This window comes from Halorubrum distributum JCM 13561 (assembly GCF_000337395.1).
GTDB lineage: Archaea > Halobacteriota > Halobacteria > Halobacteriales > Haloferacaceae > Halorubrum > Halorubrum distributum.
The window spans coordinates 18,476-32,713 of record NZ_AOJF01000029.1; the positions used below are offsets into that span (position 1 = coordinate 18,476).

The 14,238-nt window shown below is 69.6% G+C and carries 14 protein-coding genes and 1 pseudogene; 9 read left to right on the top strand and 6 right to left on the bottom strand.

Features of this window, described 5'->3' with window-relative positions; genetic code table 11:
- The first annotated feature begins 51 nt into the window (after nucleotides 1-51).
- The 4 genes from C470_RS04725 (at nucleotide 52) to C470_RS04740 (ending at nucleotide 3,229) form a co-directional block, all read left to right on the top strand.
- Nucleotides 52-228: a protein translocase SEC61 complex subunit gamma gene (locus tag C470_RS04725; protein WP_004598344.1), complete on the top strand. Its 177-nt coding sequence runs from the start codon at nucleotides 52-54 to the stop codon at nucleotides 226-228.
- Nucleotides 228-680: a transcription elongation factor Spt5 gene (locus C470_RS04730; protein WP_004598345.1), complete on the top strand. Its 453-nt coding sequence runs from the start codon at nucleotides 228-230 to the stop codon at nucleotides 678-680. Before C470_RS04725 ends, C470_RS04730 begins: the two co-directional genes overlap by 1 nt.
- A 148-nt stretch (nucleotides 681-828) precedes the next feature.
- Nucleotides 829-1,791: an archaeosortase A gene (gene artA, locus C470_RS04735; protein WP_004598346.1), complete on the top strand. Its 963-nt coding sequence runs from the start codon at nucleotides 829-831 to the stop codon at nucleotides 1,789-1,791.
- Nucleotides 1,792-1,981: 190 nt separating this feature from the next.
- Nucleotides 1,982-3,229 carry an MgtC/SapB family protein gene (locus tag C470_RS04740; protein WP_004598347.1) on the top strand — a complete coding sequence of 416 codons (1,248 nt, stop codon included), beginning with the start codon at nucleotides 1,982-1,984 and terminating at the stop codon, nucleotides 3,227-3,229.
- A 45-nt stretch (nucleotides 3,230-3,274) separates the two neighbouring features.
- Here C470_RS04740 and C470_RS04745 read toward each other — a convergent pair whose 3' ends face one another.
- The 3 genes from C470_RS04745 to dph5 all read right to left on the bottom strand — a co-directional run bounded on the left by C470_RS04745 (nucleotide 3,275) and on the right by dph5 (nucleotide 5,058).
- Nucleotides 3,275-3,649 carry a CBS domain-containing protein gene (locus C470_RS04745; protein ID WP_004598348.1) on the bottom strand — a complete coding sequence of 125 codons (375 nt, stop codon included), beginning with the start codon at nucleotides 3,647-3,649 and terminating at the stop codon, nucleotides 3,275-3,277.
- A gap of 131 nt (nucleotides 3,650-3,780) precedes the next feature.
- The gene (locus C470_RS04750) at nucleotides 3,781-4,167 is read right to left on the bottom strand and encodes a CBS domain-containing protein (RefSeq protein ID WP_007346175.1); all 387 of its coding nucleotides are present in this window, start codon (nucleotides 4,165-4,167) and stop codon (nucleotides 3,781-3,783) included.
- Between the two features lie 93 nt (nucleotides 4,168-4,260).
- Nucleotides 4,261-5,058, bottom strand: coding sequence for a diphthine synthase (gene dph5 / locus C470_RS04755; protein ID WP_007346174.1), 798 nt, complete (start codon nucleotides 5,056-5,058; stop codon nucleotides 4,261-4,263).
- A gap of 215 nt (nucleotides 5,059-5,273) precedes the next feature.
- On the opposite strand from dph5, the gene C470_RS04760 reads away from it, so the two are divergent.
- The 3 genes from C470_RS04760 (at nucleotide 5,274) to lrpA1 (ending at nucleotide 8,623) form a co-directional block, all read left to right on the top strand.
- Nucleotides 5,274-7,169, top strand: coding sequence for a 2-oxoacid:acceptor oxidoreductase subunit alpha (locus C470_RS04760; RefSeq protein WP_004598351.1), 1,896 nt, complete (start codon nucleotides 5,274-5,276; stop codon nucleotides 7,167-7,169).
- A gap of 3 nt (nucleotides 7,170-7,172) precedes the next feature.
- Nucleotides 7,173-8,111 (top strand): thiamine pyrophosphate-dependent enzyme, encoded by a 939-nt coding sequence (locus C470_RS04765; RefSeq protein ID WP_004598352.1) that lies wholly within the window; start codon nucleotides 7,173-7,175, stop codon nucleotides 8,109-8,111.
- An 83-nt stretch (nucleotides 8,112-8,194) separates the two neighbouring features.
- Entirely contained in the window at nucleotides 8,195-8,623 is a 429-nt protein-coding gene (lrpA1, locus tag C470_RS04770; protein WP_004598353.1) for an HTH-type transcriptional regulator LrpA1, read from the top strand.
- A gap of 39 nt (nucleotides 8,624-8,662) precedes the next feature.
- Here lrpA1 and C470_RS04775 read toward each other — a convergent pair whose 3' ends face one another.
- Both C470_RS04775 and ileS read right to left on the bottom strand, forming a co-directional pair.
- The gene (locus tag C470_RS04775) at nucleotides 8,663-9,136 is read right to left on the bottom strand and encodes a GNAT family N-acetyltransferase (RefSeq protein ID WP_007346173.1); all 474 of its coding nucleotides are present in this window, start codon (nucleotides 9,134-9,136) and stop codon (nucleotides 8,663-8,665) included.
- A 103-nt stretch (nucleotides 9,137-9,239) separates the two neighbouring features.
- Nucleotides 9,240-12,392, bottom strand: a complete 3,153-nt coding sequence (gene ileS / locus C470_RS04780) for an isoleucine--tRNA ligase (protein ID WP_008365641.1) — start codon at nucleotides 12,390-12,392, stop codon at nucleotides 9,240-9,242.
- A 135-nt stretch (nucleotides 12,393-12,527) separates the two neighbouring features.
- On the opposite strand from ileS, the gene C470_RS04785 reads away from it, so the two are divergent.
- A complete protein-coding gene (locus C470_RS04785) occupies nucleotides 12,528-12,851 on the top strand; it encodes a hypothetical protein (protein WP_008365642.1) in 324 nt (107 codons plus the stop codon).
- Between the two features lie 13 nt (nucleotides 12,852-12,864).
- On the opposite strand, the gene C470_RS04790 is transcribed toward C470_RS04785, so the two are convergent.
- Entirely contained in the window at nucleotides 12,865-13,998 is a 1,134-nt protein-coding gene (locus C470_RS04790) for a pyridoxal phosphate-dependent aminotransferase (RefSeq protein ID WP_008365644.1), read from the bottom strand.
- Between the two features lie 93 nt (nucleotides 13,999-14,091).
- Between C470_RS04790 and C470_RS16415 the strand changes: the two are divergent.
- Nucleotides 14,092-14,238: pseudogene (locus C470_RS16415) on the top strand (metal-dependent hydrolase); the annotation flags it as partial.

Consider the following 14,238-nt stretch of genomic DNA (forward strand, 5'->3'; position numbering starts at 1 on the left):
CGGGGTCGCATCAAAAGGTAAAAACCGTCTCGTCTCGAACCGTTCGGTAACATGGACGTTCCGTACGACCTCAACAGCTACATTCGGGTGCTGAAGCTGGCGAGCACGCCGAGCACCGACGAGTTCCTCCAGGTGTCGAAGATCGCCGGCGCCGGGATCCTGCTCATCGGGTTCATCGGGTTCCTGATCTTCGCGATCATGAGCCTGATCCCGGGGGTCGGCGCGTAATGCCGATCTACTCGGTCAAGACGACGGCGAGCCAGGAGCGCACCGTCGCCGACATGATCGCCGAGAAGGAGGCGCCGGAGATCCAGGCCGTCATCGCCCCCGACCAGCTCACGAGCTACGTGATGGTCGAGGCGACCGACGGGACCGCGTTCGGGCGGATCCTCGACGAGATCCCGCACGCCCGCGGCGTCATCCAGGGCGGCGACGGGCCCGCCGAGAGCCCGTTCTCGGAGGTCGAGCACTTCCTTTCGCCGACCCCGGACGTGGAGGGGATCGGCGAGGGCGACATCGTCGAGCTGATCGCCGGCCCGTTCAAGGGCGAGAAGGCGCGCGTCCAGCGCATCGACGAGGGGAAAGACCAGGTGACCGTCGAGCTGTACGAGGCGACGGTCCCGATTCCGGTGACCGTCCGCGGCGACCAGATCCGCGTGCTCGACAGCGAAGAGCGATAGCTCCTCGTATTGAGCGAGCGGCGCGACGCGCCGCGAGCCGACAGCGAGGAGCGGTAGGGGCCCGTATTCGTCGGACGACGCCCCGCTCTGACGCCGCCCTCGCACGCAACGACAAGGGCTTTATTCGACGACGACCGACGAGACGGATATGCTCGGCCACGGCGCGCCGGCGGTGTTGAGCGTGATCCCCGACACGTTCACGTTCGCGTGGATCGTCGCGATCCTCTTCGCGACGGCGTGGCTGCTCGACAGCCGCGGGCTGTCCGCGGGGCGGACGCTCGCGGCCGCGACGTGGGCGCTGTTCGGGCTGTTCTGGCTGTCGACGGTACCGTACTTCGCGTTCGAACACCAGAGCTACGTCGAGTCGATCCTCGCGCTCGTCGGCTTCCCCGCCAGCGTGTACGCGGGGTACCTCCTCTACGACGGGCGGGCGTCGCTGTTCACCCTCACCCGGGCCATCGCGTTCATGTTATTCATCTACCTCCCGTTCGAGACGATTCCGGCGTTCACGTTCGCCGGGATCGCTGTCCCGGAGCCCCGTCGAGTCCTCATCGAGATCGTCGCCTCGCAGACCGGGGCCCTCATCGACCTTCTCGGGTACGCGCCGGAGGCGGTGACGAGCAACGAGGGGTACGACGCCGCCTACTCGTGGACGCTCGACGACGGCCACACGGTCATCATCCACATCGTGCTTGCGTGCACGGGGCTCGGGAGCATGGCCATCTTCGGCGGCCTCGTGGCCGCCGTCGAGGCGCCGCTCTCCCGGAAGCTCCGCGCGCTCGCGGTGTCGCTCCCGCTCATCTACGTCCTGAACATCCTCCGGACGACGTTCATCTCGGTTGTGGCGGGCAACCAGTACATGCACTGGTACCCGGACCTCGTGTTGACGATGTTCGGCGCGACCGACCCGTACCGCGTCTCCTTCCTCATCTCCGATCGGATCATGAGCCAGCTGCTCGCGGTCGTGGCGCTCATCGCGATCACCTTCCTCGCGGTACGGGAGCTGCCCGAGCTCGCGGTGATCTTAGAGGACGTCCTCTACCTCATCACCGGCGAGGAACACGACCTGACGGAGTCGCTCGACCTCCCGCGCGAGCCGACGAACCGGTAAGCCGGAATCCGGTCGCCGGCACCGGCGGGCGACCGAGGGCGGTTACGTCCCGGAGTAATCCCGGGAATACATAGCACTATATAGCAAGCTATAGACGTGGAGGACGGGTACGAGCGAGCATGACTGCGAAGAGGCGAGACGGATCGCCGCGCTCCGGCCAGGGAGCGCGGCCGCGACGGGGTGATCACCGGTGCTAAGCGGGGTCGACCCGTTCGTCTACCTGGAGACGAACGTCGCCAAGCTGGTGCTCGCGACCGCGCTCGGCATGTTCCTCGGGCTGGAGCGGGAGTGGTCACAGAAGTCCGCGGGGATCCGAACGTTCGCGCTGATCAGCCTCGCGGCCGCGGTGTTCTCGCTGCTCGACGAGCCGGGGCTGCTCGTCGTCGGCGGCGTACTGGTGATCGCCAGCGCGGTGTTGCTCGCGGTCCGGAGCTTCGTCGAGGCCGACGTCGACGGCCTCTCGCTGACGACGTCGGCGTCGATGCTCGTCGCGTACGGGGTCGGCGTCCTCGTCGCGGAGGGGCTCTTCATCGAGTCGGTGACCGTGGCGGTGCTCTCGTCGCTGCTGCTCGTGTTGAAGCGGGAGCTCCACGAGTTCGCGTGGGGCCTCTCCCGCGAGGAGGTGCGCAGCGCGGTGGAGTTCACCATCCTCGCGTTCGTCGTCTTCCCGCTCCTCCCCGCGGAGACCGTCGACCCGTGGGACGCTGTCCAGCCGCGGCTCGTCTGGTCGCTCGTGGTCGCGGTCAGCGCCATCGGCTTCGTCAACTACGTGCTGGTGAAGCGGTACCAGGGGCGCGGCTACGCGGTGACGGGCTTCTTCGGCGGACTCGTCAACTCGACCGCGGTCGTCGCCGAGATGGCGAAGCGCGCGAAGGGGCGGGCGGACCTGCGCGAGATCGCGGTGGGGTCGATCCTCCTCGCGAACGCGGCCATGGCCTTCCGCAACGCCGCGGTGGTCGCCGTCTTCGTCCCGGAGGCGGCGCTCGTCGTCGGGGTGCCCCTCGGCGCGATCACGCTCGCGGGGATCGGCGTCGCGGTATGGCGAAGCGACTGGCGGACGAACATGGAAGCGGAACTCACCTCCCCGTTCAGCCTCGGCAACGCGCTCACCTTCGGCGCGCTCTTCCTCGTCGTGCTGCTCGTCTCGGCGGTCGCCGAGGAGACGTTCGGCGCGGGCGGGTTCGTCGCCACCTCCTTCCTCGCCGGGCTGGTGTCGTCGGGGACCTCGACCACCACGGCCGTCTCGCTGCTCGGGACCGGACAGATCGGCGTCGAGACCGCAGTCGCGGGCGTGGTCGCCGGCACGGCCGCCAGCATCCTGATCAAGACCGCCTTCGCGGCGAGCATCGCGCGCGAACTGGTGCGGCCGGTGTTCCTGTGGAACCTCCTGCTGATCGCGGTCGGCGTGGCGGCCGGCCTGCCGCTGTTGCTGTTTTGAAAATCGTTGTCGTCCGATCGGCGTCGGACCGCCGCCGGCCCCGCCTTAGGAGAGGTGTTCGGCGATGTCCGTCGACGAGACCATGCCCACGTAGTCGTCGTCGACGACCGGGAGGTGTTTCACGCCGTACATCGTCATCATCGCGGCGACCTCCTGCATCATCAGGTCGGGCGTCACCGTCTCCACGTCCTCGGTCATCACGTCGCGGACCGCCGTCGCCTCGGGGTCGCGCCCGTCGGCGACCGCTCCGACGACGTCGCTCTGCGTGACGATACAGCCGCCGCCGGTCGTCACGACGAGCGCGCTGATGCCGCCGTCGTGCATCCGGCGGGCGGCGTCACGGATGGGCGCGTTCGCTCCGATCGTCTCCAGCGGCGTCGACATCACGTCCGCGACGCGGGTTCTGTCGTCGAGATCCATACGCCGACGTGTGTTACCATGTCTCATTACTCTTCCGGAACGCACAACGCTGGGCGGGCGCGCCGCGGGCCCGATCGGTCTGAGCGCGTCCGGACGCGAAGCGCATCCGGACTCGAAGTCCGGCCGGGCCGTCACCGCGCCTTCGAGAGGTGCGCCGTGAGGTCCGTCGTCGACACGACGCCGATCGGCTTGCCGTCGGCGTCGGTCACCGGGAGGTGGGTGTACCCGTGTGCGGTCGGCTCCGCCAGCTCGGCGACGGTGTCCTCGCGACCCACCGTGACGACGTCAGTGGTCATGAACGCCTCGACCGGCGTCCGGTCCTTCGGGTCGTTATCGCGGACGAGCGCGACGAAGTCCGTGGCGGTGATCAGCCCGGCGAGCGTCCCGTCGGGGTCGACGACGAGGATGGATCCGACGCCGGTCTCGCGCATCTCCTTCGCCGCGTCGGCCGCCGCGGCTCCGCGTTCGATCGTGGTGAGGTCGGTCGACATGAGCCGGTCGACGGGCACGTCGTTCATGTATCGTGGTAACGCGAGGCACGATAATCAAACGTCCGGTCGGCGGGAGGCGGTCGCGGAGGCCGACCGGCGCGGGGCCGACCGCGGGGGGACTCACTCCTCGGCGAGCGACTCCGGAGCGCCGGCGAGGCCGACGAGGGCGTCCGCCTCGACGTGGTGGAGGTCACCGGGGATCACGAGCAGGTGGAGCGGATCGCCGAACTCGCGCTCGGCGAGCGCGCTCAGCCGGTCGGCGGCGACGACGGCGTCGGGGGAGCCCGCGCGCGCGACGACGACCGCGAGCTCGTCGCCCCAGTTGTCGGCGAGTAACCCGGCGGCGACGTCCGCGGTCATGTACTCCTCGTGGTCCGGGTCGGGGCCGCTCGGGCCCGTCCCGACCTTGATGTCGAGGTAGACGACGGTGTGGAGCCCCCGCTCCCGGTTCGCCTCGATCGTCTCGACCACGCTCGCGGGCACGTCGTCGCCGCCGTGCGCGTACGGGAACGGCAGCGTCGTCGCCTTCCCGAACCGGTAGTTCTGGAGCCCGGTCAGGCTCGACGCGGCGGACTGTGCCGTCACGCCGTGGACCACTCGCGTCTCGATCCCGCGCTCCTCGGCGCGGAGGCGGAGGTCGGTGTGAGTGGTCGAGATCATCGTGTCGCCGGCCGTGAGGAAGGCGGCGTCACCGGACGCGGCGGCCTCCAGGATCGGCTCCGGGTCCCGCTCCACGCCGGCGCGGTCGCGGACCTCGATATCGACGTCGTGGGACGCCTCCAGGTCGGCGACGTCGGCGCCGACCAAGCGGCTGGTGTAGAACTCCGCGAAGACGCGGTCGGCCTCGCGCAGCGCCTCGCGCCCCTCGACGGTGACGGAGCGCTCGTCGTAGAGGCCGAGTCCGATGAAGGTGAGCATGGGAGCGCTCGGCGCGCGGCGGCCTAAAAGGACGCGAAAGGGGCGGGAGCGACGAAACCGAAGGCAGGCGTTCGGATGGGTCCGGCGGGCGGGCGAGGACGGCCTGAGCGCTCCTAATAGACCTTCATGATTGTCCCTTGGGATTCCATAGCAAGCCCTAAGAGGGAACCAACACAAGGTCGGGCCACGAGGCCCACTCGGGCTCACATACCACTATGACTGACGACGAACTCATCTGGCGGATATCGGGGGGATCCGGTGACGGGATCGCTTCGACCAGCCAGAACTTCGCGAAGGCCTTGATGCGATCGGGGCTCAACGTCTTCACGCATCGGCACTACCCGTCGCGGATCCGCGGCGGTCACACCTACACCGAGGTCCGCGCGTCGGCGGACCCCGTCGAATCCCGGGGCGACGGCTACAACTTCCTGCTCGCGCTGGGCGACTCGTTCGCCCGCAACCCGCAGGAGGAGGCCGTCTACGGCAACGAGGAGATCAAGCCGCTCTCGGAGAACCTCGACGAGCTCCGCGAGGGCGGGGTCATCGTCTACGACGAGGGGCTACTCGACGCCTCGGATATCCCGAACTTCGACGAGCGCGTCGAGGAGAACGACTGGCACGTGTACCCCCTCGACCTCCGCGGGCTCGCCCGCGACCAGGGGCGTGAGGTCATGCGGAACACCGCCGGCGTCGGCGCGACCTGCGCGCTGACCGGGATGGACCTCGACCACGTCCAGGACCTCATGCGCGACGCGATGCCGGAGAAGATCCTCGAACCGAACCTCGAGATCCTCCAGATCGCGTACGACCAGGTCCGCGAGGAGTACGACGTCGACGCCCCGGACGTGTCGGTACCGACGGGCGAACACGACGAAGAGCAGCTCCTCATGTCCGGCTCGGACGCCATCTCCTACGGCGCCATCGACGAGGGCTGCCGGTTCATCGCCGGCTACCCGATGACGCCGTGGACCGAGGTGTTCACCATCATGACGCAGAACCTGCCGAAGCTCGGCGGGATCTCCGAGCAGGTGGAAGACGAGATCGCGGCGGCCGCGCTCGCGGTCGGCGCCTCGCACGCCGGCGTGAAGGCCATGTCCGGCTCCTCCGGCGGCGGGTTCGCGCTGATGTCGGAGCCGCTCGGGCTCGCGGAGATGACGGAGACGCCCGTCGTCCTCGTCGAGGCCATGCGCGCCGGTCCCTCGACCGGGATGCCGACGAAGCCGGAGCAGTCCGACCTCGAACACGTCCTCTACACCTCGCAGGGTGACTCCCAGCGGGTCGTCCTGGCCCCGGGGACCGTCGAGGAGGCGTACGAGCAGTCGCGGCTCGCCTTCCGGCTGGCCTACGAGTACCAGATCCCGTCGATCCTCCTGTACGACCAGAAGCTCGGCGGCGAGCTGAAGAACGTCCCGAAGAGCCACTTCGACCGCGAGCCGAACCCGACGCTCGGGAAGACGCTCTCGGAGGACGCGCTCGCCGAGGAGCCGCACTCGCCCGACGGGAAGTTCCACCGGTTCCAGCACGACGTCGAGGACGGCGTCTCGCCGCGGTCGATCCCCGGCCAGAAGGGCGGTCGCTTCCTCGCGACCGGCAACGAGCACGACCCCACCGGGCACATCGCCGAGTCGCCCGACAACCGCGTCGCGCAGATCGACCGGCGGACCCAGAAGCTGGAAGCGATCCGCGACGACCTCGACCAGGAGGACACCGGCTCGTACGCCGGCCCCGAGGACGCCGAGTACGGCATCCTCACGTTCGGCAGCCAGCAGGGGACCGTCGAGGAGGCGGTCGGTCGCCTCAACGACGCCGGGATCTCGGTGAAGTCGTACGGCGTCTCCGACATGCTCCCGTTCCCGACCGAGCAGGTCAGGGAGTTCGTCGAGAGCGTCGACGAGGTCCTCGTCGTCGAGATGACGGCGTCCGGACAGTTCCGCGGGCTCGTCCAGAAGAACCTCGGTCAGTACGGTGAGAAGCTGTCGAGCCTGCTGAAGTACAACGGGAACCCGTTCGAGCCGGCGGAGATCGTCGACGGGTTCGAGGCCGCGGTCGTCGAGGGCGACGGCGACGCGTCCGGCCATCAGACCACCTTCGTCCCAGCCGCAGGTGACTAACCCATGAGCACGTTTTCAGCGATCGGCGACGAGCGAGAGATCGACCGCGACGAGTACACCCCCGGCGTGGAGCCGCAGCCGACCTGGTGTCCGGGCTGCGGTGACTTCAGCGTCCTGAAGGCGCTGAAACAGGCGCTGCCGGAGGTCGGGCGCACGCCCGAGGAGACCCTGCTGTGCACCGGGATCGGCTGTTCGGGCAAGCTGAACAGCTACCTCGACACGTACGGGTTCCACACGATCCACGGGCGCTCGCTGCCCGTGGCCCGCGCCGCGAAGCTCGCGAACCCCGACCTCGAAGTGATCGCCGCCGGCGGCGACGGCGACGGCTACGGGATCGGCGGGAACCACTTCATCCACACGGCCCGGGAGAACCACGACATGACGTACATCGTGTTCAACAACGAGATCTTCGGGCTCACGAAGGGGCAGACCTCCCCGACCAGCCCGAAGGGCCACAAGTCGAAGACGCAGCCCTCGGGCAGCGCCAAGGAGCCGATCAAGCCGCTCTCGATGTCGCTGAACGCCGGCGCCTCCTACGTCGCCCGGACGGCCGCGGTCAACCCGAACCAGGCGAAGGAGATCCTCATCGAGGCGATCGAACACGACGGGTTCGCGCACGTCGACTTCCTCACCCAGTGCCCGACCTGGAACAAGGACGCGCGCCAGTACGTCCCGTACATCGACGTCAACGAGTCCGACGACTACGAGTTCGACAAGACGGACCGCGTCGAGGCCGCCGAGATGATGCGCGAGACCGAGGAGTCGCTGTACGAGGGCGAGGTCCTCACCGGCCGCTTCTACGTCGACGAGGAGCGCCCCTCCTACGGGGCCGAGAAACAGGAAATCGGCGAGATGCCCGAGGAGCCGCTGGCCGAGCGCTACTGGGACGACGACTACGAGTGGGAGCGCTCCCACGACATGTTCCTCGACAAACACGCCTGAGCGGGACCCGCGGCCGTTCACGGCGCCGTGCGTTCGTTTTTTGATTCGCAAGGTATTTTTTCATTGGTGACAAACGGAGTAGTATGAGTACCGTATCGACGGAGGAACGGATCCTCTCCGTGTTAGAAGAGGACGCGCAGGCGTCCTGCGGAGAGATCGCCGAGCGGGCCGACGTCTCGAAGCCGACGGTGCGGAAGTACATCGACCGCCTCGAGGAGCGGGGCGTGATCGTCGGCTACTCCGCGGAGGTCGATCCGAAGAAGCTCTCGTCGCAGTCGATCGCGATGGTCGGGATGGACGTGGACTCGGGCCAGTACGTGGAGGCCACCCGGGAACTGAAGTCGCTCGACGAGGTCCAGGCGCTGTACACCTCCTCCGGCGACCACATGCTGATGGCCGAGGTCCGCGCCGGCGACGGCGACGAGCTCGGCGACGTCATCTCCGAGAAGCTGCTCGGCGTCGACGGCGTCACCGCGGCGCACCCCTCGTTCCTTCAGGAGCGGCTGAAGTAACTCGGCCGGCGGTCCCGACCTGTTCTCGCCGCGTCCGCGTCAGGCGAGCGCCCGCGGGGCCGCGACGACGACCGTCTCGTCGCCGGCGGGACTCCGGCGGGTCCCCCGCCGCGTGAACCCGTGCGCGCTGAAGAACTCCTCCGCGCTGGGACGGTCCGGCGGGACCGTCGCGCGGAGCGCCTCGATGTCGCGGTCGGCGAGCGCGTCCCCCACGCGGGAGAGCAGCTCGTCCGCGACGCCCTCTCCCGCGCGGTTCGGGTGGACCCACAGCGCCAGCAGCTCCGCCTCCGTCCCGCCCTGATCGGGGTGTGCGATCGCGATGCCGACGGGGCCCTCCTCGTCGTCTTCCATCAGGAACGACCACTCCGCCTCGGCGGCGGCCTCGCGGACGCCGGCGGCGGACACGTCGAGCAGGGGCGCGCCGATGTCGTCGAACACCGTCTCCTCGCGGGCTCGCGAGACCGCCGTTCGCAGGTCCTCCGCGTCGTCGGGCCGAGCCGCCCGGACATCCATGTTCGACCGTGAGTAAAGAACGCACCTATAGGTTTCGGGATGCGAACTGTTGGCACAATACCGCCGAGAGAAGGAGCCGGGGGAGCGGGGAGCCGCCGAGCCCTTACGCGACCGGCTCGATTCCGATCGTGACAGTCGTCTCCTCGACCGTCCACTCCTCGACGAGGCCGCCCTCGGCGTCGGCGGCGTCGCTCGGGTCGTCCAGCCAGGCGTCGGCGCGCACCTCGCCGGCGATCAGGTCCGCGTGGTCGTCGACGAAGTCAGCCACGCGCTCGTCGTCGACGGCGACGCCGACGCGGATCCGCGCCTCGACGTCCAAGTCGAGCTCCTTGCGCATCTCCTGGGTCCGGCGGATCACGTCGCGGGCGTACCCCTCGGACTCGATCTCGGGGGTCAGGGAGGTGTCGACGTAGACGGTGCCGCCCTCGAAGTCGGCGCCGGAGACGTGCTCCGGCGGCTCCGCGACGTACTCGACCATCTCGTCGTCGAGGTCGACGGGGTCGCCGTCGACGGTCACCTCGCCGCCCTCGACCGCCGCGCGGGTCGCACCCTGAACCGCCTCCATCACCTTCTGGGCGTCGCCACCGAAGGCGGGGCCGATGGCGGCCATCTGCGGCTCCGCGGTCTCGACAAGCTCGTCGAACGAGTCGGTGACGACCACCTCGCGGGCGTTGACGCGGTCGGCGATCAGCGCTTCGAGGCGGTCAACCGCGGCCGCGACCGTCTCGTCGTCGGTCTCGACGACGACGCGCGGCACGGGCCAGCGGAGCTTCCGGCCGGCCTGCTGGCGCGCGTTCGCGGCCGCCTCCTCGACGTCCCGGAAGGCCGCCACGTCGCGTTCGAGGTCGGGGTCGCGCAGATCCGCGTCCGGCTCGGGGTACGACAGCGCGTGGACCGTCGTCGCCTCGCCGTCGAGCCGCTGGTACATCCGCTCGGCGAGGTACGGCGCGATCGGCGCGAGCAGCCGGATCACCTCGTCGAGGACGGTCGCGAGCGTGGCGTACGCGCCGCGCTTCGAGGCGGAGTCGGCCTCCTCCCACATGCGGTCGCGGACCGCCTTCACGTAGAAGCGGGAGACGTCCTGCGTGACGAACTCGATGACGGTGTTGACGGCGTCGCTGACCCGGTAGTCGTCCCAGGCGTCGGCGACCTCCGTCTCCACGGACTGGAGCCGCGAGAGCACCCACTCGTCGACGAGCTCCAGCTCGCCGTCCGAGAGGTCGGCGTCGGCGGGGTCGTAGCCGTCGAGCTCCATGTACTCAAGGGGGAACCGGAACACGTTCCAGAGGATGTTGAGCTTCCCCTGGATCTCGCCGAGGCCGTCCCACTCGAACGCGAGGTCGACCCCCTGCTGGTCGTGTGAGAGGAGGTAGGTGCGGAGCGGGTCGCGGCCGGCGCGGTCGATGGCCTCCTCCGGCGTGACGATGTTGCCGACCGACTTCGACATCTTGCGGCCGTCCTCGTCGTTGGCGAAGCCGTGCATCAGCACCTCCTCGTAGGGGATCTCGCCGACCGCGGCGGTCCCCATCCCGAGCTGGGACCAGAACCAGCCGCGGGTCTGGTCGTGCGCCTCGATGATGAGGTCGGCGGGCCACAGCTCGTCGTGCGCGGCCTCGTCGCTCGGGTAGCCGAGCGTGCCCCACGTCGCGACCGAGGAGTCGAGCCACACGTCGAACACGTCCTCGACCCGGCGGTACGTCGTCCCGTCCTCGACGATCGTGAGGTCGTCGACGGCGGGACGGTGGAGGTCGATCGAGTCGGGGTCGACGTCCTCCTCGACGCGCTCGGCCAGCTCCTCGCGGGTGCCGATAACGATCATCTCCTCGTCGAGGTTCCCGGCCTCGGCGTCCTCCGGCACCCAGATCGGGATCGGGACCCCCCAGTAGCGCTGGCGGGAGACGTTCCAGTCGGGCGCGTCCTCGATGAAGTCGCGGAACCGGTTGTCGCGGGCCCACTGGGGGTGCCACTCCGAGTCCTCCATGTTGTCGAGGAGGTCCTCCTTCACGTCCGTGATCGAGATGAACCACTGGTCGGTGACCAGCTGGATGATCCCGGTGTCACACCGCCAGCAGTGGCCGTAGCTGTGATCGACGGTGCCGTGCGCGAGCATGTGGCCGTCGGCGACGAGGTCGTCGATGATGTCGTCGTTGGCGTCGCGCACGAACTGGCCGGCGTACTCGCCGGCGGCTTCGGTGAACTCGCCGTTCGGCCCGACGGGACAGAAGATGTCGAGCCCGAGCTCCGTGCCGCGGTGGAAGTCCTCCTCCCCGTGGCCCGGCGCGGAGTGGACCAGTCCGGTGCGGTCCGCCTCCACGTAGTCGGCGGCGTACACCTGCCCGGCGCCCTCGAAGTCGGGGTACTCGGCGACGCGGTCGGCGAGCGGGTGGTCGTACGCCCAGCCGACGAGCTCCTCGCCGGTCAGCTCGGCCTCGACCTCGTAGGACTCGTAGCGACCCTCGCCGAGCACGTCCTCGACGCACTCCGCGGCGACGTAGAGCAGCTCCTCCTCGCCGTCCTTCTCCGCGCGGACCGCGTTGTAGGTGAGCTCCTCGTCGACGGCGACGAAGGTGTTCGCGGGGACCGTCCACGGCGTCGTCGTCCAGATGACGAGGCTCCCCTCGCGGTCCGCGAGCGGGAACTTCACGTAGATGGAGGGGTCCTCGACGTCCTCGTACTCGACCTCGTTGTTGGCGAGTCCCGTCTCGCAGCGCGGGCACTGCGAGATGGACCGCTTCCCCTGCTCGACGAGGTCGTTGTCGGCGACCTCGGAGAACGCCCACCACGCGGCCTCCATGTACTCCGGCGAGATGGTCTCGTACGGGTCGTCCCAGTCCATCCAGACGCCGATGGACTTGAAGTCCTCGTCCATCGCCGCCCGGTTCTCCAGGGCGAACTCCTTACACTTCTCGATGAACGACTCCATCCCGTACTCCTCGATATCCCGCTTGTTCTCGAAGCCGAGTTCCTCCTCGACTTTCACCTCGATCGGGAGCCCGTGCATGTCGTAGCCGGGACGGTCGGTGACGCGGTGGCCGGTCATCCGCTTGTACCGGATGACCGCGTCCTTCAGCGTCTTGTTCCACGCCGTCCCGAGGTGCATCTGCCCGGAGGTGTACGGCGGCCCGTCCACGAAGAAGAACGGCGGGTCGTCGGCGTGCGCCTCTTTCGCCGCCTCGTAGGCGTCGTGCTCGTCCCAGTACTCGTCGACCGCGGACTCGACGTCCGCGGGCGCGTACTGGTCGTCGATCTGCTCCATACGCGTTGGTCTGCGCGCGCGTATTTGAATACGGCGGAGTCGTGGGAACGGTTCGAACGGGGCGGACTCGCCGGAACGGTTCAGCGGCCGCGGAACGGGACAAGACACTTCCGCCGGGAGCCGGACGCTCCGGGCATGGAGACGCCGCGAGTCGTGCGCGAGAACCTCGGGTACGCGCTCCTCGGGGGGCCGGCGCTGGCCGCCGTCGCGTTCGTCGCCGGCGCGGAGTCCCTCGGCGCCGCCGCGGGCGTCGCCGTCGCGGTCGCGACGTACGCGCTCGGGTGGGCGCTCTCGGCGCGGCGGTCCGGGTCGGGGTCGGAGCGGTCGCCGTCGGAGCGGTCACCGCCGGAGCGGTCACCGCCGGAGCGGTCACCGTCGAACGCGGACGACGAGCGGGACCGCCGCGAGCGGGAGGCCGAGGCGGGGAAGGGCGGCTTCGGCGGGGGCGGCGGCGGGTAGCGGTCGCCGCCGCTCACCGCGGGTCGGCCGGCGTTTCCGGCGCGCCGTCGGCGAAGTAGTCGGCGAGCCGCTCGGCGGCCTCGGTCGCTCGCGGCGTCACCAGCGCGAAGCGGATCCACTCGTCGCGGGCGGTGCCGAACGCCTCGCCCGGCATCCCGGCGACGCCCGCCTCGTCGACCAGCCGCTTGACGTTCGCCATCGTGCCGGGGAACCCCTCGAAGCGCGCGAGGACGTAGAAGGCGCCCTCGGGGCGGCTGTACTCCGCGCCGGCCGCGTCGAGCGCGTCGGTGAACGCGTCGACGCGGTCCGCGAGCAGCTCGCGCGACTGGGCGTAGTAGTCCGGCTCCGTCTCGGCGAGCGCGTGGTACACCGCGTACTGGGAGGGGCGCGCGCCGGTGACGTTCACGAGCATGTGCCGGGTCTTCGCGTCGCCGACGTGCGCCTCGGGGAAGACGCCGTAGCCGACGCGGAGCCCCGTGATCGCCATCGACTTCGAGAAGCCGCTGGTGACGATCACGCGGTCCGAATCGAGGGTGAGGGCGGACTCGAACGAGCCGGCGAGGTCGAACCGGTCGTACACCTCGTCGACGACGACCACGGCGTCGACCGCCTCGGCGACACCGACGACCTCGCGGACCGCGTCGAGGTCGTAGACGGCGCCCGTGGGGTTGTTCGGCGTGTTGAGGACGATGAGGGCGGTGTCCTCGCTCGCGGCCTCGCGGACCGCGTCGACGTCGAGGCCGCCGTCGCGGGCGGTCGGAACGAGGGTCGGCTCCCCGCCGAGCAAATGCGTCTTCCCGGGGTAGTACGGGTACACCGGGTCCATGAGCAGCGCCTCGTCGCCGGCGCCGCGGTCGAGCGCGCGCGCCATGGCGAGGTAGTTCGCCTCGCCGGTGCCGTTGGTGACGACCACGCGGTCGGGGTCGACGCCGCGGCGTTCGGCGATCGCCTCCCGCAGCTCGCGGAGCCCGTCGCTCGGCGGGTACTGGAAGTCGGCGGGCGGCAGGTCGGCGTACTCGCGGAGCGCCTCCCGGAGCGCGGCGGGCGGCTCCCAGTCGGGGTTGCCGCTCACCATGTCGATGACGTCGCCGTCGGCGGCCGCGGCGTACTGCATCACGTGGAAGAACTTCGGCTCCTCGTACTCCATACGGGCGGGTCGGGCGCGCCCGCCGTGGCTCTTTCGCCCCGCGAGCGGCCGTTCCGAAGGGCGGGGGACGCGCGCCCTACCGCCGTCGCCGCGATCCGGTGGTTTGACCTACCGACACGCACAGCCAGCGGTATGAACAAACGCGGCCACGTCCTCAACGGCCTGCTGCTCGCCCTCGGTCTCGGGTTTATCGTCGAGCCCGGCCTCGACATGGCGACCGCGACGACCGTCGCCGAGATC